We start from the raw sequence: 17,366 nt of genomic DNA, 5'->3' as shown, positions 1-17,366 counted from the left end.
GCGAAGCAGGGAGCCGTGAAGGAATTGGGCAGCAGCAGGCTTCGACGGCGGCAAAAATTTGTGGACTTCAGGACGTTGAAGTGCTAAAATCAATGATAAACTTGCCTGTGGATTACATTGGTGTTGTCTTTGCCAAATCCCGCCGCCGCATTGAACCGGAACGGGCAGCTGATTTACGCGAAGTTTTGATGGACTGGAAGGCCGGGAAACGACCCGGATTGGCGGGGGTATTTGTAAACCCTGCGCTGGAAGAGCTGGAACATATTATGAATGTGGCGCCCCTTGACGTCATTCAACTGCATGGGCAGGAAACGCCGGAATTTTGCCGCCAAGTAAAGCAGCGCTGGGCAGCGGAGGTTTTCAAGGTGTTTTCGTTTCCGAAAGATGGCTCAGGCGATGATGAGAACGATTCGGCGGTACGCGCCTTGACCCCATACGAAGGAACAGTGGACGCTGTTTTATTGGATACCCATGACCCTATGTATGGCGGGGGATCGGGCAAAACCTTTGCTTGGGAACGAATCCCTGCTTATGCCGACTGGTGCAAGGAACATGGCGTCAAATGGTTTGTTGCGGGCGGACTGCAGCCGGATAACGTAGAGGACCTGATTCGGACCTATCAACCGGATGGGGTTGACGTATCCAGCGGCGTGGAGACGGGCGGCGTGAAGGACATAGCAAAAATAACAGCATTTGTAGAAAGGGTGAAGCAGGCATGACACATACATTACCAGATCACAACGGGCGTTTCGGCCTTTTTGGAGGCCGCTTCGTGCCTGAGACGCTCATGAACGCGCTGATTGAGCTCGAAGAAGCCTACGAGCGCTTCTCGAAGGACGAGGAGTTCAACAAGGAGCTGAACTATTTGCTCAGCGAGTACTCCGGACGGGAAACCCCCTTGTATTTTGCGGATCAGCTGACTCGCCATCTGGGCGGACCGAAAATTTACCTCAAACGCGAGGACCTGAACCATACGGGCGCGCACAAAATCAACAATGCCCTTGGACAGGGATTGCTGGCCAAACGGATGGGCAAAAAGAAAGTCATCGCCGAAACGGGCGCAGGACAACACGGCGTAGCAACGGCTACGGTTGCCGCTTTGCTCGGCCTTGAATGTAAGGTGTTTATGGGCGAGGAAGACACGCAGCGGCAGCAGCTGAACGTATTCCGCATGCGATTGCTCGGTGCGGAGGTCATCCCGGTGACATCGGGTACCCGAACGCTGAAGGACGCGGGCAACGAAGCGCTGCGTTACTGGGTCAGCAACGTGGAGGATACGTTTTACGTTCTCGGTTCGGTCGTCGGGCCTCATCCGTATCCGATGATGGTTCGCAACTTCCAGCGTGTCATCGGCGACGAAACGCGTCGCCAGATTCAGGAGCTGGAAGGACGGCTGCCGGACGTCATCGTTGCCGCCGTCGGCGGAGGCAGCAATGCCATCGGCATGTTCTATCCGTTCATTAACGACAAAAATGTGAAGCTGGTGGGCGTGGAAGCTGCCGGCAAAGGCGTGGAGACCGAGTTCCATGCCGCGACCATGACCAAGGGTACGCATGGCGTATTCCAGGGCTCCATGAGTTATTTGCTCCAAGACGAGTACGGCCAGGTGCAGCCGGCGCATTCGATTTCGGCAGGGCTGGACTATCCGGGCGTCGGCCCCGAGCATGCGTATTTGAAGGATGCCGAGCGGGCACAGTACGTTCCCATCACGGATCAGGAGGCGCTGGATGCCCTGCAATTGCTTTGCCGCACGGAAGGCATCATTCCGGCGTTGGAATCCTCGCATGCCATTGCCCAGGTGATCAAGCTTGCGCCCGAATTGACGGCGGACGATCTCGTCGTGATCTGCCTCTCGGGGCGTGGAGACAAAGACGTCGAATCGATCATGAAGTATACGGGAGGTAAATTGGCATGAACTTGATGGACCAGACCTTCCAACAGCTGAAGGAGCAGAAACGCACCGCACTGATTCCGTTCCTGACCGTAGGGGATCCTGATCTGGATACTACGGTTGCCATTATCAAGGAGCTCGAAAGGGCAGGCGCCGATATTTTGGAACTTGGCGTGCCTTACTCCGATCCGCTTGCCGATGGCCCTGTCATCCAGCGTGCATCGGAACGTGCGCTTCAGAGCCAAATTTCGATTCGCACCTGCATTGAAACCGCAGCGAGAGCACGCGAAGAAGGCGTCAAAATGCCATTCGTGCTGTTCACCTACTATAATCCGGTACTGCAAACCGGGCTGGATGCTTTTTTCGAGCTATTGGTCGATAACGGAATCAGCGGTCTGATCATTCCCGATCTGCCGATCGAGGAATCCGAGGATATGCGCCGGAGATCGGAAGCCGCGGGCATCCACCTCGTTCCGCTCGTCGCTCCGACATCGAACGCACGGATCGAACGCATCGTGTCCGGCGCTCGCGGATTTATCTATTGCGTATCTTCCCTTGGCGTTACAGGGGAACGGGCATCCTTCTTCGACGGAATCGAGAGCTTCATTTCGACCGTCAAAAGCTACACGGACATTCCCGTCGCCGTAGGCTTCGGCATTTCGAGCCACGAACAAGTTGCGCGTTTTTCCCGCATCTGCGACGGGGTTGTCGTGGGCAGCGCCATCGTACGCAAAGTCGAGGAGGCCATTCCTTTGCTGAAGCAGGCCGAGACGCGCGAGGAAGGTCTGTTGCAAATCCGCAACTTTGTGGCACAATTAAAAGGGTAGTAGGAGACTAGGGGATTCTAGTGGCGCATGCTTCGGCATGCCGTTCCTGTTTATAAGCACAACATGAAGGAGGCGGTCGGATTGAAACCGAAATCCCAGATTGTCAATCTGCCTGTATACCAACCAGGCAAACCGGTTGAAGAAGTGAAGCGTGAGCTGGGGCTCGAAAAAGTCATCAAGCTCGCTTCCAACGAAAATCCGTACGGCAGTTCACCTGCCGCGATTGAAGCGATTAAGAATGAATTTGCAAACATTAGCATTTACCCGGATGGCAGCTCGGCGGAGTTGGCGAGCACGCTCGCCAAACATCTCGGCGTTGCGAGCAACCATTTGATTTTTGGCTGCGGTTCGGACGAAATCATCGCATTGATCGCCCGGGCATTTTTCCTCCCAGGCGACGAAACGATTATGGCAGACCAGACGTTTTCCGTATACAAAAGCAATGCTGACATCGAGGGTGCGGTAAGCATCGAAGTGCCGCTTGTGGATGGAAAGCATGATCTCGAAGCCATGCTCGCCAAAATCAATGATAAAACCAAAGTGGTCTGGGTATGCAACCCCAACAACCCGACAGGTACGATCGTTACCGATGCGGAACTGACTTCCTTCCTGAACCGGGTGCCTGCCCATGTCATGGTCGTGCTGGATGAGGCGTACTACGAATTTGTCAAGGATGAAGCTTATCCGCAGTCCATCCCGATGCTGGAACGTTATCCGAATCTCGTCATTTTGCGTACATTTTCCAAAATTTACGGCCTCGCTTCCCTGCGCATCGGATACGGGGTGGGACGTCCTGAGGTCATTGACATGATCAACCGTGTGCGGGAGCCGTTCAATACGTCCCGTTTCGGTCAAGCCGCGGCAACAGCCGCCTTGGCTGACCAAGCTTTCGTGCAGGAGTGCTCTGCGCTCAACCAGACGGAGCGCGACTTTTTGCAAGGAGAGTTTACGCGGCTGGGTTTGCCGTATTTCCCGTCGCAAGGGAACTTTATTATGGTGAATCTTGACATGCCTGCCCAGGAAGCGTTCCAATCCCTGCTTAAACAAGGCATTATCGTTCGACCGGGCTTCCGCTTGTACCCTACTTACATTCGTGTATCTGTCGGGACGCCCGAACAAAACCGGGCTTTCGTGGCGGCGCTCGAGAATACCCTCGCGGAGAAAGCGGTAGCTCGCCCTTAGCGGGCTGCGGATAGCGAGGAACCATGACACGTAAAATTGCAATGATCGGCGTAGGACTCATCGGAGGTTCGTTGGCACTCTGCTTTAAGGGGAAGCCGGACGTGACGGTGGTGGGCTACGCCCACTTGCCGGAGCTTAAGGAGAAGTACATAGCCAGCGGCGTGGTGGATGATGCCACGCTCTCCTTGGAAGACGCGGTGAAGGATGCCGACTTTATTTTCCTGTGCGTGCCTGTAGGTTTGCTGGAATCGTATTTCAAGCAGCTTGCGGCCCTTCCGTTGAAAAAAGGGTGCATCATCACCGATGTTGGCAGCACGAAGGCTTCCATTGTGGCTTGCGCCGAGCATCTTCGTTTGAAGGACGCCTACTTCATAGGCGGACATCCGATGGCAGGGTCGGAACGTGCGGGCGTCGATGCGGCTTCTGCCGTGCTTTTCGAGAACGCCTACTATGTCCTTACCCCTTCGGCACATGTGCCCGAGGAGGCGTACGGGCGGTTGTCCGAGCTGTTGGCATACACAAGGGCGCAGATCGTCCGCGTGGAGCCGCTGCTTCATGACGACATCGTAGGAGCCATCAGCCATCTGCCGCATGTGATTGCCGTTGCGCTGGTGAATCAGGTGCGTGAGTATAATGAATCGAATCCGTTATACAAAATGCTTGCAGCAGGCGGATTCCGGGACATTACGCGCATTGCCTCCAGCGATGCCATCGTGTGGCGCGATATTCTGCTCAGCAATCGGGATGTGCTCCTTGGACTGCTCAAGGATTGGAATGGCCAGATTGCGGCGTTCACCAAAATGCTGGAGGAGCATAACGGCGAACGTATCGAGCAGGCATTCCGGGAGGCGCGAGAATTCCGCAGCGTGCTGCCAGAACGGCGAAAGGGCATGATTTCCCCGTTGTTCGATCTGTATACGGATGTACAGGATGCTCCCGGAGCGATCGGCAAAATCGCGACTGAACTCGGGAAGCATGACATTAACTTGAGCAACATGGAAATCATCGAGAACCGGGTGGACGTACCGGGTATTATGCGCCTCTCTTTCCGTCAGGAAGAGGAGATGGAGCGTGCCCGGACACTGCTGGATTCGCTTGGATATCAGGTATGGATCTAAAAGAGGGCCTGCGGGTCCTCTTTTCTTTTGTAAGTTTTAATGAAGTTTAACAAATTTTTCTCGAAGGGTTGACAAAATGAAAACGGATACATATAATAAAAGTACAGTATGGTTTCTCTCCACTCCTATCCAATAACTGTATTGCTCGGAATGAGCAATGGCCGCTTATGTAAGCGGTCTTTTTTTTGTTTTTAGAAAATAAATTTCGCAAATGTGCAACCTTTTAGCAGGTATGTTACGTCATTAAATAATGTGTGAAACAAAAACCGAGCAAATCGCGGTTATGGTCGCCAAAATGGCCGCATATAAATGTCAGGTCGGACTTCACTGGATAGCACTGGATTTGCCAGAGTGCTGCAGACCGTTGTACAATATGTACTGTTATGTAGAAACGTTGGGGAAATTACCATTACATAGGGGAAATTGACGAATGACCATGCTTCGGCATGGTTTGCATATTCCATGCGGTGAATACCGCAACTTTTTTGTGCCTGTTCGGTAATAATGAGTAGAGTCGAACGGGGAGAAGCACATGGATGGGCGAGGAGGGGTCGCACTCAAATGACGGATTCCCAGTTGATTCGTGAAATCAAGGAAGGTAACCTGGAGTTATATTCCGAGCTGATGCGCCGTTATCAGCGTAAAATACTGGCTTTTGTATATCATATGTTGAAGAGTTCCAATATGGAGCTGCTTGCAGAGGATCTGTGCTCTGAGACATTTTATAAGGCGTTTCGCAGCCTGCACTCGTTTCGCGAGGTGGATGCATCTTTCTCTACTTGGTTGTACACCATCGCGCGCAACACGGTGCTAAGCGAGCTTCGCAAACAGCGCAGCGGCAACGTGCCGCTCGAAGAGAGCGGGGTAGTTCCGGTTGCTCCTTCGGAGAATGCGCCGGAGCACGCCGTGTTGCGAAGTGAACGGGTAACGCTGGTGAGAGATGCCATAAACAATTTGCCTGAGAAGCAGCGTTCGGCCATCATACTTCGTGAGTATGATCAGTTGGACTATCAGGAAATCGCCAGCATTCTCGGACAAAGCGTCAGCTCCGTGAAATCGCTGTTGTTCAGAGCGAGATCCAGCGTGAAATCCCAATTGGAGCCTTATTTCTTCGAACCGGTGTACGAGCCATATGAAGGGATGAAAAACCGATGAATTGCGATGAAGCCCAGGAGCTGTTTGCTTATATCTGGGATTTGCCGGAAAATCATCCTCAGCGGCTAGCGTTCGATGCCCATTTAGCCGGATGCAAGGAATGTTCGCAGCAGTTCGAAGTCTGGGAAGAAGCCCGGATATTGTTGCACAGCATACCTGAGCCGGTTACGGAGCAGCAAGCGGAACGAGTCAACCGCAACGTGATGGACCGGATATATGCGGAGTCTCCATGGCTGCTGCCTGAAGAGGTGAAAGTCAACCGGTTCTCTGCCGCACTTCGAAAGCACATGTCTTTGTGGATTGCCGCGTTTATGGCCATTTTCCTGTGCAGCTTTTTGTACATGGCCATGTTTAAGCCGGATGTAACGGAAGCCGAGAAGCCAAGCGTGCTCACTACGGGCATTCTGGAAACGGCTGTAGCGGGCGGAGATTCGTCTTCATCCGTGATGTATCAGTACAGCCTGTCCGGTATGGACCGGGGTAGCATTGTCGAACCACTGGTCGTAAGCATGGGGCCTGCCTATCCTCAATATTGGATGGGGCTATCCTTGCTTGCCATTGGAATGGCGTTGTTCTCGCTTGGGCGCATGCATCGGACGACGACCAAACGGAAGCAGCGTTCCGGTCCCGAGACGACGGCTGTCTAACGAATGGAGAAATGAGGGATGAAATGCGGATTGGACTGATTCGTCACGGTCTTACCGATTGGAATGCCGCAGGACGCATTCAGGGACAGACGGACATTCCCCTGAATGCCGAAGGCAAAAGGCAGGCAGAACGGCTGGGGAGCCGTCTGCTTGCAGAGGAACAGCAATGGGATTACATCATTACAAGCGGCTTGTCCCGCGCGCAGGAGACGGGTGAAATTTTGTCCGGGATGCTCCATGTGCCGATGCTTGAGCCGGATGCACGCCTGAAAGAGAGAGGGTTTGGCCAGATCGAGGGCCTTACGTCCGAAGAACGTGTTTCCCGCTGGGGTACCGACTGGGAGACGCTGGATCTTGGACAAGAGAAGGTTGCCGATATTCAGCTGCGGGCAGTTGCATTTTTGGAGGATCTCTGGTGTGCCCATCCGCACAAAAACATCCTGATCGTAACACACGGTGCCCTGCTTGCCAATTTGTTGGCCGCTTTGTTCAAGGATCGATACTCGGAACGAATCGGCAACTTGTCTTTGACCATTCTTGAGAAAGAGAAGCACGATTGGACGCCGCTGCTGTACAATTGCACACGTCATTTGACATTGGATACCGTAAAACAACCTGACTAACCCATTCAGGTTGTTTTTTTGTGTCTTTTTCACTTCAGCATGGGATCGGGAGGTCCATATTCTTCTGAGCAACCAAATCTGAGCATAGAATAGTAAAAAAGAATGAAAGATTTGCCGACTGCAGGTTTAGATCATGGAAATTCCGTCAACGATGTTTACAAAACCAAACTACTACAGGCCCCGAATCAGCCGACAGTAGTCAACGGCGAGGCGATGGACCCATGAATCTAGCGGATATGCTAACGTTTGCCGATATCGGCCAGCTTAACCGAATCGCGGATTATTACAACTGCAAATGCAAGCCCAATTCCAAACATGAACTCATCCAGAGCATTCTCACTACATTGGGCAACAGGCCTTTTTTTGAAAAGCAGGTTTCCGAACTGGACTGGCCCAATCGACGTTTCTTAAACCTGCTGCTGTTTGATTCGCGCCAATATTTCGGTATGGAGGAGCTCATTGCGATTGCCCGGCAATCGCTCGAGAAACAGGAGGGCGATGCCGGCATGAGTCCCCGTGACCTGATCGTGCGGTTCAGCAAAAGCGGATGGTTGTTTAACGGAACCACCCAACAAACCAAATACCTGTATCAGGTTCCGCAGGATTTGAAGGCGAGATTTCGAGACGTGCTGGCAGCCCATTTGAAAGAGGGGATCGAAACAACGGATGAACCCGCCATGTACAGGGACGAGCATCATCTGCTTGCCGAGGACCTCAAGCTGTTTTTGCAATACGTATCGAGGCATGACATCGCATTGAATGCCGAAGGCATGATGTATCGCCGTTCCCAGATGCAAATCATGGAACATCTGCACATCCGGGAGACATTGGTGGGAAAAGCGGGATGGAGATTCGGATACGGGCGTTCATTCAAGGATTACCCGGACCGTTTTGCTTTCATTTACGACTATGCCTACCACCATCGGCTTATCCGGGAAAACAGGGATGGGCTGGAGTTGACGTCGGAAGGTGAGGACAAGCTGGTTACCGAAAACGGCAGCGAGATGGTCCAGATGTTCCGATTTTGGTTAAGACTCTATAAAGGGGCCATTCCCAATTTGGCTTCCGTGGTGTACTGGATCGGGGAATGCGCGCGAGAATGGTCAACCTCGAGCTCGCTGTTTCATCAGATCGGCCCCTTGATCCAGCCTTTTTATTACGATACGCCGGAAGCCATATTCGATCAGCGGATCACCAAAATGATGCTGCACTTGGGTATGCTGCGCATCGGGGAGCACTCCGGCTTGCGCACGATGCAAATGACGGCATGGGGTTCGCGTCTTGCCGCATCCTGCCGGGCGCTATCGGGCCATCAGGCGCCAGTTGTGTTTGACAAGTGAGGGATCACTTGCTACAATCACTCCCAAATTAAGGAGTGATATGAATGATAATTCCGTACAAAGGGTTAAGCCCGATATTGCATCCCTCGGTATACTTTGCTGAAGGAGCCAAACTCATCGGGGATTTGCGAATGGGTGAGGGCTCGACCGTCTGGTTCAACGCAGTGCTGCGTGCCGATTTGGCGCCCATCATCATAGGCGAGCGCTGCAACATTCAGGATAATGCGGTCGGTCATGTGAATACGGGGCAGCCGCTGATCATGGGGGATGACGTTTCCGTAGGGCATTCGGCCATCGTGCACGGCTGCCATATTGGAACAGGTTCACTGGTCGGCATGGGCGCCATTCTTCTCAATGGAGCCGAAATTGGCGAATACACGCTGATCGGGGCCGGTTCTGTTGTTACTGAAAATGCAAAAATTCCGCCCTATACCCTTGCTTTGGGAACGCCGGCAAAAGTTGTGCGCGAATTGACGGACGCCGATTTGGAACGGATGTCCCGAACTTCAAGTGGATACGTTTCCAAAGGAAGGGAATATAGGAGCTCTTAAAACCGTTTTGGAGGTGCATCCTATTGGATAAAATGAAAGCTACGTATGAAGTCATGTTGGGGCTGGCTGCTGAGATGGTATGGGACGAAGCGCTGCGCAAACAGCGCAGTGAAAAGCTGTATATGGAAATCGACAAGGCGTTGGCTACAGGAGACAAGGTAGCTTTCCGGAATCTGACGGATGAACTGAAGGCCATAAACTGAAGAGCTGAAAGTAAAAAAATATCTAGTGTTGTAAAGTAACCACAATCTATAAAAAGAGAATGCGCAACTGGCGCATTCTCTTTTTATATGAAATTCTAGGTGCCTGGTTTTAAGGCCTATATAGACTGACTTGTATAAGGATGAAGTGAACGATAGAAAAGCGCTATGAATATATCCAGTGTTCAGGTATAATATGGAAATAAAATGGATGGAAAGGAGTCTTCGGGAAATGAAATTCAGTGAAATGTCAAAGGATAGCTGGGCTGAACTGCAGTTATACATGGACACTTGCCTGATTCCTTACACGGCGTTGTCTGGAGGGAGTTCCCCGGCGGAGGCAACCGAAGCATTGGAACGGCTCAGAGATTTTCTGGATTTGGTTGAAATTCCTTTCAAAGGTCGAATCATGACGTATCCGGCTGTTCATTACACGTTTCCGGAAATGTCAAGGAATTTGAACTTGCTTGCTGAACAATTGAAGGCTTCCGGATTCAAATTCGTGGTGATCATGTCTGCCGACGGCGAGTTGAACCCGAAACAGATTCCCGCTGCAGATCTTGTTCTTTGCCGTTCTGAAGGTGTTCGGGAGGCTGGAGAGCAGGCGCTAAGTACATATATCGGCGAAAAAATTCGTGAGTTGTGGAGAAAGTGAATTTCTGGTGACAAATGTGACAAATTATCAACAATTTTATAATAACGCTTACAACACTACCTTAAAAATGTGTGACAAATTCTTGACGGTGTTCTAGGGCTACTATATGATTATGTATGTTCTAGTAAGTCATGGAATTTATGAAAATGAAAACGTATGCGAAACTTGGCTGAAAAAGGGGGTTGGAGACATTATGAGCAGCGAGCATGATGACCAGCACGAAGCCATGGACAAACCGCCAAGCCGAAAGGAAATGTCGCGCAGGCAGTTTTTGACCTACACGCTTGGAGGAGCCACGGCCTACATGGCCGCTGGCGCCATTCTTCCCATGGTCCGTTTTGCGGTGGATCCGATTTTGCAGCACAAGGGAGAAGGAACGTCCGTCAAAGTGGCAGAAATCAGCAAGATCACGAACGAACCTCAGGAATTTACGTTTGAATTAAAGCAGCAGGATGGCTGGTATTTGAGCAATGCCTCGTTGGTAGCCTGGATCCGTAAGGATGAGCAAGGCAAAATTTATGCGCTCTCGCCGATTTGCAAGCATCTGGGCTGCACCGTCGGATGGAACAGCGACAAAAATTATCCCGACGAGTACCATTGCCCCTGCCATGGCGCGCACTATGACAAGGAAGGAAAGAATCTGGCCGTTGCCCCGAAACCGTTGGACGAATACGTCGTCAGAGAAGAGCAGGGCTGGGTGTATCTCGGCGAGATCATTCCGAATACCCGGGTGAAATAGGAGGCGTGAAAGCGGATGTTTAAAAATGTCTATGACTGGATCGACGAACGTCTTGATATCACGCCCATATGGAGGGATGTCGCGGACCATGAAGTTCCCGAGCACGTAAACCCCGCGCATCATTTCTCGGCATTCGTGTATTGTTTCGGCGGATTGACGTTCTTTATTACCGTAATTCAGATTTTGTCAGGGATGTTTCTGACGATGTACTATGTGCCCGATATCATCAATGCCTATGCCAGCGTCGAGTATTTGCAGACAAAGGTTGCCTTTGGACAAATCGTGCGCGGGATGCATCATTGGGGAGCCAGCCTGGTTATCGTCATGATGTTTCTACATACGATGCGCGTGTTTTTTACCGGTTCGTATAAAGCGCCGCGCGAGATGAACTGGGTTGTCGGCATGTTGATCTTTTTTGTAATGCTTGGTTTGGGATTGACAGGTTATTTGTTGCCTTGGGACAACAAGGCGTATTTCGCGACCAAAGTGACGCTCGAAATCGCCAACACGGTTCCATGGCTGGGACCGATCATCAAGGAGTTCCTGCAAGGCGGTACCATCGTTGGTGCGCAGACGCTGACACGCTTTTTTGCCCTGCATGTATTCTTCCTCCCCGCAGTGCTTCTGGTGCTTCTGGTCGGACACTTCATCATGATCCGCAGACAGGGCATTTCGGGACCTTTATAAACGTAGAAGGGAGGAATTGCGATGGCTCACGGACACAAGTCCGATCAACCGGAGAAGCAGGAAAAAGTCGTTTATGTTGGCGACTCGAGGGTCCGTAAAGGCAGCGGCTTTATTACTCCGCCCGACTATACGGCGTATCCCGGCAAGTCCGAAGCGTTTATTCCTAATTTTCTGTTAAAGGAATGGATGGTTGGCGTCGTTGTACTCGTCGGCATATTGGTTCTGACCATTTCGGAACCGGCTCCGCTCGGATATCCGGCTAACCCGAGCGCATCGGTCATTCCGATGCCGGACTGGTACTTTTTGTTTCTCTATCAGTATTTGAAGTACCCGTACGCCTCAGGCGACTATGTGTTGCTTGGCGTGTTAGGCGTCAGCGGCGTTGCTTTTGGAGCTTTGTTGCTGGCACCGTTTCTCGACACGGGCAAGGAGCGTCGGTTTTATAAACGCCCTATTGCGTCCTCGCTTATGATTTTGTCGGTGATTTCGGTATTCTATCTGACCAATGTCGCTTGGACTCATTACAAGCATGAACTGGAGGCAACCGGACAGAAACCGGAACATATCCAGCGTGAAGAGGAAGCCCGAGAGAAGCACGAACAGGGGCTTCCGACGTCCAATGCCCCGGGCCAACAGCAGGACATCGCGATCGTGGATAAGGACAATCCGGCAATGGAAACGTTCAAAAAGGCTGGTTGTGTGAATTGCCATGCAGCGGACTTGAAGGGATCTGGCGGACCTACGCTTCGCGGCGTAGGCGACAAGCACAGCCAGGAGGAAATCCTGACCATCATCAAGGAAGGTTACAACAGCATGCCTGCCCAGTATGAAAACGCGATAGCCCAAGGCCTGACGGATGAGGATATCAATCAGTTGACGGCATGGTTAGCCAGTCAAAAGGCGGAACAATAAACATCGGCACTCTAATGAAACCTGATCGTGGATACGGTCAGGTTTTTTTGGTAAGATCAAAAGGTGCGGCAATAGGCTGAAGCCGAAGGAAGAAAGTATAGCAAGCCGCAAGAAACATACACACGTTAACGGAGAGGCAGAACCAATCTGGAGAAGCAAAGGGATTATAGCGGACGGAAGATGGTAATGCACTCGCAGTGACCGGGAGTGATTGATTAGTGCGGTTTCTATGTTTCTATAGCGCATAAAGGAAGTTTGAATGGAAGGGGCAGCGACATTGGCTTTATCGTATTTTTGGAGTCGGGAATTTTTGACGAATCGTTATTTTCTATGGCTTCTTTTTTGGTGCAACGCAGTAGGAACGGTTTATGGATACATATGGTACGGAGACCAGCTTGAACAGACCTTGGCCGAACAGCCCTTGTGGCAAATCGTGTTTGTGCCTGACAGCCCGACGGCAAGCCTGTTTTTCACCTTGTCGCTGCTGTGGGTGCTTTACAAGCCGCAATCCAGGTTTCTAAACCGAATCGGCCATGTCATTCAAGCATTGGCGGTTGTCACTTCGGTTAAATACGGTGTATGGGCCATTTCGATTATTTTTGCAGGCTGGTCGTTTGGCGGACCGGTCTCCTGGCAGCACTGGATGCTGATTGCCTCTCACGGAGCCATGGCGGTGGAAGCATTGTTTTACGTTCGATTCTTTGGTTTTCGCTGGGGAGCGCTTCTCTTTGCAAGCGTATGGACGTTGTTGAATGATACGATGGACTATACATACGATATTTTCCCATGGTTGCCGGGAGCGTTGATGCCATACGTGGCTGGCGTTCGAAACTTCACCATTGGACTCACGCTGGCAAGCATTCTGGCCGCCTGGCTTGCGTTGAGACAGGCAAAGCGAGCTTAAGCGATCCGATCCAGATCTTACTTATGGCTTTGTTCTAAGGGCAAGTCCTCTGCCATACATTGATGGTGGGGGGATGTCCATGGAAAAAAAATTGGTTGCTCAACTGCGACGATTGGCATTGTTGTTCACCGTGCTGTCGGCATGGACGTGGACAAACTTGTCATCCAGCGTGTCTGCACAGGATAGCGGGGAAGTTGGTCGAACGGATCAGGGAGTAACGGTCAATCATTCGATTCAGCAGCTGAATGAAGCCGCGGCAGCCCTTTACAGGCATGTGTTGGACAAGGATATCGAACAGGTGCAGGAGGGCATTTCGCGCATTAGCCAAAGGCTGGAGCATATTTCGTTTGACGGTCAGGCCACCGTGGAGGGAATTCATGCGTTAACCGAAACGGTGGTTGAAGTGAAGGAGGCGGCAGCCCGGGTCAGAAACGATGAGGTTTCCTTGCAGCAGGCCTCCGCCAAACTGCGGCTGGCCGCTGACAGCCTTGCGAATCCGGCCAAGCCCTTGTGGCTGCAATATTTCAAAATTATGCAAAATGACCTGCAGGCACTAACTCTCGCTGCGGAACAGCGCGTTCGTTCTGACGAGCTCGCAGGTCTATTCAATGCGTTGGAGGAACATTACGAGACCATTCGGCCTGCTGCACTCATTCGTCGTGAGCCTTCCCAGATTGAGCAGCTGGATGCATGGCTTTCCCATATCAAAGGGTTGGTCACGTCCAAACAAACTGATTGGGGACAGCTGAGAAGCATGTTTGAACATGGAAGCGAGCAAGTAAACCTACTGTTCGGCAGGGAAAAGGACGAGAGTGCTTTCGTCGCTTTCGTGGATGGACCTGACCGAAGAACGGCAGGATTGCTGATCACTTCTGTGATCGTAATCGCGCTCGGATATGCCGGATATCGAAAATACCGGGCGCAGCAGGATGGAATCGTACCATTTCAACGGTGACCGCCGAACAACCTCTGTTCACAAGAAGCCTTTCGCGGAGAAGCCTTCTTGACGGCAGAGGTTGTTTGTTGTCGTTGCGCACCGTATCCGGGCTGAATGTCAGCTTTCTTTAAAACCTTCGCCATGCACATCATGCACGTCGTTAATAATGACAAATGCACGAGGGTCGATGGAGCGTACGATCGTTTGCAAACGCCTGAATTCCTGACGCGAGATCACGCAATACGCCATATGTTTTGCTTGCTTGGAGTATGCCCCGATGGCTGGAATAAGTGTGACGCCGCGGTCCATATCACGCGTAATCTGTTCGGCGATCTCGGGCGCGTAATCGCTGATAATCATGAATGCACGCGCCGAGTAGGCCCCTTCCTGAATGAAGTCGATGACCTTTGAAGCGATGAACACAGCGACGAGGGTGTACAATATTTTTTCTTTGGGAATGTAGATCAAGGAAAGGCCGATGATAATAAAGTCGATTCCCAAGAGTACCCGGCCCATGCTCCAGCCATACCTGCGGTTTAAAATGCGGGCGATAATGTCGGAGCCCCCTGTCGTACCTCCCCAGCGAAACACAATGCCCAGACCTGCGCCCAAGGTGACGCCGGCATACAGGGCTGCAAGCAAGAGATCGTTCTCTGTATGGAGGGGCTCGATCCATCCTCCGTGAATCATCTTCTCGAATAACCATAGAAACACGGTAAGGGAGCCGATTCCGATCCCCGTGTAGATCATCTGTTTTCCGCCAAGAATTTTTAAACCCAGCAAGAACAGGGGGATATTGATAATCAAGGTCGTGAGTGACGGCGAAATGCCGAACGCGTAATTCAGAAGCACAGTGACCCCGGTGACTCCGCCTTCCATCAGCTTGTTGGGAATGATGAAATACAGGAGGCCGAATGCATATAACGCCGTGCCCAGCAAAATGGGCAATACGATTTTGAATTGCGACCAGACTTTGGCATTGCTCATAGGTTCCTCACTCCAATATGTAAATTGATTTATATTCCTTCGCGAATATGTGATTGATTAGTGCGATTTATATAGTATACCTGTTTAACGGTGGTTTCAAAAATGATTTGTGCACGCCGATGGTGGAAGTAAAACGCAATAACTGATATATTAGGAACAAATGAAAGTTGAAAAATTCAATATGATTAATTTCAAAAGGGGAATCCGTTCTCATGGAGAAAAGCATCGCAGAAATGCAGCGCGAAGTAGACCGATACATATCCCAATTCAAGGAGGGATACTTCAGTCCGCTGGCGATGCTTGCCCGCATGTCTGAAGAAGTGGGCGAGCTGGCACGGGAAGTCAATCATCAATTCGGGGAAAAGCCCAAAAAGGCTACCGAAGAGGACAATTCCATTGAGCTTGAACTCGGCGATATTTTATTCATTACGATTTGTTTTGCGAATTCTCTGGGGATCGACCTTGCGGAGGCGCACGACAAAGTCATGCATAAATTCAATACTCGGGACGCTAATCGCTGGACGCCAAAAAACACCGATTAGGCCTTGATTACATATGCTGTACCATCACCCTATAGGGGGAGGGACAGTGTGCATGATGAAACCCGAGGACTATTTGCAGCGGGCCTACCGTTGTATTTTGCAAAATGATTTTGAACAGGCGATCCGTTGGTTCGAGACAGCCATCCTTGCTTATCCGGGACATGCGGAACTGTATTACCGCTGTTCGATTACGCAGGCCCGCAGCCAGCATTTGAGCTCTGCGCTTGAATATGCCCGAAAAGCGGTGGATTTGTCCGGCGGTACGGAAGAGTATCTTCTTCATTTGCATACGCTTGAGGCCAAGCAGCGGACCAATCAAGCTAAGGCCTTGTTGGAGCAGGGGGACGGCAAATCGCCGGAGCACTGCGTACAGGCAGTCGCACTGCTGTCAGAGGCGATCCGTTTGGATTCGTTGCAATTGGAAGCGCATGTTTTGCTTGCGCTTGCGTATATCGAGCTGAACGAATTCAAACGTGCATTGAGCACGGTGCGCGAAGCGCTTGCGCTCGATCCTCAGAATGTACAGCTGCAGCAGCTGTTACAGCAGATCAAACAACGTATGAAGTCCATCCATTAGAGATCTCGCCCGTGAGCATTTCACGGTCACGAGAAGGGAAAACATCGAACGAACAATAGTGAGGAGTTGCAGCTAAGATGAGTGAAGTAATTCGAGTTGCCGTAATCGGAGCGGCAGGCCGCATGGGCCGGGAAGTTGTAAAATTGGTCCTCCAGGATCCAGAGCTTGAACTGGTCGCGGCGGTCAACCGTTCCGGTGCGGGCCTCGATGCAGGCACTTTGGTAGGTTTGCCTGAATGCGGGGTTATCGTTACAGACAATATCGAACAGGCTTTTGCGCAGGCAAAACCCGAGGTCATGGTAGATTTCACCATCCCTAAATTCGCTTACCAACATACGGAAATTGCCATACGTCATGGCGTCAGACCTGTAATGGGAGTGACCGGTTTTACGCCAGAGCAAATTGAACAGCTGGACAAGTTGTGCACCGAAAAAGGAATTGGCGGGCTGATCGCACCCAACTTCTCGATCGGCGCCATTTTGATGATGCGTTTCGCGGCGATGGCGGCCAAACATATGCCGAATGTCGAGATCATCGAATATCATGGTGATCAGAAGCTGGATGCGCCTTCGGGAACGGCCGTCAAAACGGCCGAGTTGATCGCGGAGACACGCAAAGAGTTCCGTCAGGGAAATCCGAACGAAGAAGAGATCATCGAAGGATCGCGCGGAGGCTACTTTAACGGGTTCCGAATTCATAGCGTGCGCTTGCCGGGGGTGTTTGCACAACAAGAAGTAGTGTTTGGCGATTTCGGGCAGACGCTGAAAATCAGGCATGATTCTTACGAACGCGCAGGCTATATGCCAGGCGTCAAGATCGGCATACAGAAAGTGATGCAGTATACGGGGCTTATTTATGGATTTGACCATTTTATCGACTAAAAGGAGACCGT

Annotated in this window: 21 protein-coding genes; 20 read left to right on the top strand and 1 reads right to left on the bottom strand. The window is 51.4% G+C overall.

Translation table 11 applies throughout. From position 1 onward, the window contains the following. Positions 1-92: 92 nt before the first annotated feature. The 17 genes from SNR34_RS20200 to SNR34_RS20120 all read left to right on the top strand — a co-directional run bounded on the left by SNR34_RS20200 (position 93) and on the right by SNR34_RS20120 (position 14,386). Complete coding sequence (locus SNR34_RS20200; protein WP_236420099.1) at positions 93-719, top strand: phosphoribosylanthranilate isomerase; 627 nt, start codon at positions 93-95, stop codon at positions 717-719. Next, positions 716-1,915 carry a tryptophan synthase subunit beta gene (trpB, locus tag SNR34_RS20195; protein WP_486180055.1) on the top strand — a complete coding sequence of 400 codons (1,200 nt, stop codon included), beginning with the start codon at positions 716-718 and terminating at the stop codon, positions 1,913-1,915. The genes SNR34_RS20200 and trpB overlap by 4 nt, the downstream gene beginning before the upstream one ends. Next, entirely contained in the window at positions 1,912-2,718 is an 807-nt protein-coding gene (gene trpA / locus SNR34_RS20190) for a tryptophan synthase subunit alpha (RefSeq protein WP_236419771.1), read from the top strand. The genes trpB and trpA overlap by 4 nt, the downstream gene beginning before the upstream one ends. 81 nt (positions 2,719-2,799) lie before the next feature. Then, positions 2,800-3,900 carry a histidinol-phosphate transaminase gene (hisC, locus tag SNR34_RS20185; protein WP_486180054.1) on the top strand — a complete coding sequence of 367 codons (1,101 nt, stop codon included), beginning with the start codon at positions 2,800-2,802 and terminating at the stop codon, positions 3,898-3,900. Positions 3,901-3,923: 23 nt separating this feature from the next. Beyond that, positions 3,924-5,018, top strand: coding sequence for a prephenate dehydrogenase (locus SNR34_RS20180; protein WP_236419767.1), 1,095 nt, complete (start codon positions 3,924-3,926; stop codon positions 5,016-5,018). 561 nt (positions 5,019-5,579) lie between these two features. Next, on the top strand, positions 5,580-6,173 hold the full coding sequence (locus SNR34_RS20175) for an RNA polymerase sigma factor (protein WP_236419765.1): 594 nt from the start codon (positions 5,580-5,582) through the stop codon (positions 6,171-6,173). Then, positions 6,170-6,820: an anti-sigma factor family protein gene (locus SNR34_RS20170; protein WP_486180053.1), complete on the top strand. Its 651-nt coding sequence runs from the start codon at positions 6,170-6,172 to the stop codon at positions 6,818-6,820. The genes SNR34_RS20175 and SNR34_RS20170 overlap by 4 nt, the downstream gene beginning before the upstream one ends. Before the next feature lie 23 nt (positions 6,821-6,843). Next, the gene (locus SNR34_RS20165; protein ID WP_486180052.1) at positions 6,844-7,443 is read left to right on the top strand and encodes a histidine phosphatase family protein; all 600 of its coding nucleotides are present in this window, start codon (positions 6,844-6,846) and stop codon (positions 7,441-7,443) included. Between the two features lie 221 nt (positions 7,444-7,664). Then, a complete protein-coding gene (locus tag SNR34_RS20160) occupies positions 7,665-8,783 on the top strand; it encodes a hypothetical protein (protein WP_236419759.1) in 1,119 nt (372 codons plus the stop codon). A gap of 44 nt (positions 8,784-8,827) precedes the next feature. Beyond that, on the top strand, positions 8,828-9,334 hold the full coding sequence (locus SNR34_RS20155; RefSeq protein ID WP_339273227.1) for a gamma carbonic anhydrase family protein: 507 nt from the start codon (positions 8,828-8,830) through the stop codon (positions 9,332-9,334). Positions 9,335-9,357: 23 nt separating this feature from the next. Continuing rightward, positions 9,358-9,537, top strand: a complete 180-nt coding sequence (locus SNR34_RS20150) for an IDEAL domain-containing protein (protein ID WP_236419755.1) — start codon at positions 9,358-9,360, stop codon at positions 9,535-9,537. 244 nt (positions 9,538-9,781) lie between these two features. Next, entirely contained in the window at positions 9,782-10,189 is a 408-nt protein-coding gene (locus SNR34_RS20145) for a DUF2487 family protein (protein WP_486180051.1), read from the top strand. 193 nt (positions 10,190-10,382) lie between these two features. Beyond that, positions 10,383-10,928, top strand: coding sequence for a QcrA and Rieske domain-containing protein (locus SNR34_RS20140; protein WP_236419751.1), 546 nt, complete (start codon positions 10,383-10,385; stop codon positions 10,926-10,928). A 15-nt stretch (positions 10,929-10,943) separates the two neighbouring features. Beyond that, on the top strand, positions 10,944-11,615 hold the full coding sequence (gene qcrB / locus SNR34_RS20135; protein ID WP_017687726.1) for a menaquinol-cytochrome c reductase cytochrome b subunit: 672 nt from the start codon (positions 10,944-10,946) through the stop codon (positions 11,613-11,615). Between the two features lie 21 nt (positions 11,616-11,636). After that, positions 11,637-12,527, top strand: coding sequence for a c-type cytochrome (locus SNR34_RS20130; RefSeq protein WP_343260951.1), 891 nt, complete (start codon positions 11,637-11,639; stop codon positions 12,525-12,527). A 277-nt stretch (positions 12,528-12,804) separates the two neighbouring features. Beyond that, positions 12,805-13,431 (top strand): DUF1405 domain-containing protein, encoded by a 627-nt coding sequence (locus tag SNR34_RS20125; RefSeq protein WP_486182493.1) that lies wholly within the window; start codon positions 12,805-12,807, stop codon positions 13,429-13,431. Between the two features lie 79 nt (positions 13,432-13,510). After that, complete coding sequence (locus SNR34_RS20120; RefSeq protein ID WP_486180050.1) at positions 13,511-14,386, top strand: sporulation protein YpjB; 876 nt, start codon at positions 13,511-13,513, stop codon at positions 14,384-14,386. A 99-nt stretch (positions 14,387-14,485) separates the two neighbouring features. On the opposite strand, the gene SNR34_RS20115 is transcribed toward SNR34_RS20120, so the two are convergent. Further along, complete coding sequence (locus tag SNR34_RS20115) at positions 14,486-15,355, bottom strand: YitT family protein (RefSeq protein WP_236419745.1); 870 nt, start codon at positions 15,353-15,355, stop codon at positions 14,486-14,488. A 212-nt stretch (positions 15,356-15,567) separates the two neighbouring features. On the opposite strand from SNR34_RS20115, the gene SNR34_RS20110 reads away from it, so the two are divergent. From SNR34_RS20110 to dapB, 3 genes are all read left to right on the top strand, one after another. Continuing rightward, positions 15,568-15,897, top strand: coding sequence for a nucleotide pyrophosphohydrolase (locus tag SNR34_RS20110; protein ID WP_236419743.1), 330 nt, complete (start codon positions 15,568-15,570; stop codon positions 15,895-15,897). Positions 15,898-15,949: 52 nt separating this feature from the next. Beyond that, positions 15,950-16,474: a tetratricopeptide repeat protein gene (locus SNR34_RS20105; protein WP_236419741.1), complete on the top strand. Its 525-nt coding sequence runs from the start codon at positions 15,950-15,952 to the stop codon at positions 16,472-16,474. 77 nt (positions 16,475-16,551) lie between these two features. Further along, positions 16,552-17,355, top strand: coding sequence for a 4-hydroxy-tetrahydrodipicolinate reductase (gene dapB / locus SNR34_RS20100; RefSeq protein ID WP_236419738.1), 804 nt, complete (start codon positions 16,552-16,554; stop codon positions 17,353-17,355). Positions 17,356-17,366 lie beyond the last annotated feature (11 nt).

This window comes from Paenibacillus sp. XP01 (assembly GCF_057364885.1).
This window is presented reverse-complemented; position numbering and strand designations above follow the sequence as displayed.

Bases quoted from the DNA above. Each gene is read 5' to 3' on its own strand.
- SNR34_RS20200 (WP_236420099.1), top strand. From the start codon at position 93: ATGATAAACTTGCCTGTGGATTACATTGGTGTTGTCTTTGCCAAATCC.
- trpB (WP_486180055.1), top strand. From the start codon at position 716: ATGACACATACATTACCAGATCACAACGGGCGTTTCGGCCTTTTTGGA.
- trpA (WP_236419771.1), top strand. From the start codon at position 1,912: ATGAACTTGATGGACCAGACCTTCCAACAGCTGAAGGAGCAGAAACGC.
- SNR34_RS20180 (WP_236419767.1), top strand. From the start codon at position 3,924: ATGACACGTAAAATTGCAATGATCGGCGTAGGACTCATCGGAGGTTCG.
- SNR34_RS20175 (WP_236419765.1), top strand. From the start codon at position 5,580: ATGACGGATTCCCAGTTGATTCGTGAAATCAAGGAAGGTAACCTGGAG.
- SNR34_RS20170 (WP_486180053.1), top strand. From the start codon at position 6,170: ATGAATTGCGATGAAGCCCAGGAGCTGTTTGCTTATATCTGGGATTTG.
- SNR34_RS20165 (WP_486180052.1), top strand. From the start codon at position 6,844: ATGCGGATTGGACTGATTCGTCACGGTCTTACCGATTGGAATGCCGCA.
- SNR34_RS20160 (WP_236419759.1), top strand. From the start codon at position 7,665: ATGAATCTAGCGGATATGCTAACGTTTGCCGATATCGGCCAGCTTAAC.
- SNR34_RS20155 (WP_339273227.1), top strand. From the start codon at position 8,828: ATGATAATTCCGTACAAAGGGTTAAGCCCGATATTGCATCCCTCGGTA.
- SNR34_RS20145 (WP_486180051.1), top strand. From the start codon at position 9,782: ATGTCAAAGGATAGCTGGGCTGAACTGCAGTTATACATGGACACTTGC.
- SNR34_RS20140 (WP_236419751.1), top strand. From the start codon at position 10,383: ATGAGCAGCGAGCATGATGACCAGCACGAAGCCATGGACAAACCGCCA.
- qcrB (WP_017687726.1), top strand. From the start codon at position 10,944: ATGTTTAAAAATGTCTATGACTGGATCGACGAACGTCTTGATATCACG.
- SNR34_RS20130 (WP_343260951.1), top strand. From the start codon at position 11,637: ATGGCTCACGGACACAAGTCCGATCAACCGGAGAAGCAGGAAAAAGTC.
- SNR34_RS20120 (WP_486180050.1), top strand. From the start codon at position 13,511: ATGGAAAAAAAATTGGTTGCTCAACTGCGACGATTGGCATTGTTGTTC.
- SNR34_RS20115 (WP_236419745.1), bottom strand. From the start codon at position 15,355: ATGAGCAATGCCAAAGTCTGGTCGCAATTCAAAATCGTATTGCCCATT.
- SNR34_RS20110 (WP_236419743.1), top strand. From the start codon at position 15,568: ATGGAGAAAAGCATCGCAGAAATGCAGCGCGAAGTAGACCGATACATA.
- SNR34_RS20105 (WP_236419741.1), top strand. From the start codon at position 15,950: ATGATGAAACCCGAGGACTATTTGCAGCGGGCCTACCGTTGTATTTTG.
- dapB (WP_236419738.1), top strand. From the start codon at position 16,552: ATGAGTGAAGTAATTCGAGTTGCCGTAATCGGAGCGGCAGGCCGCATG.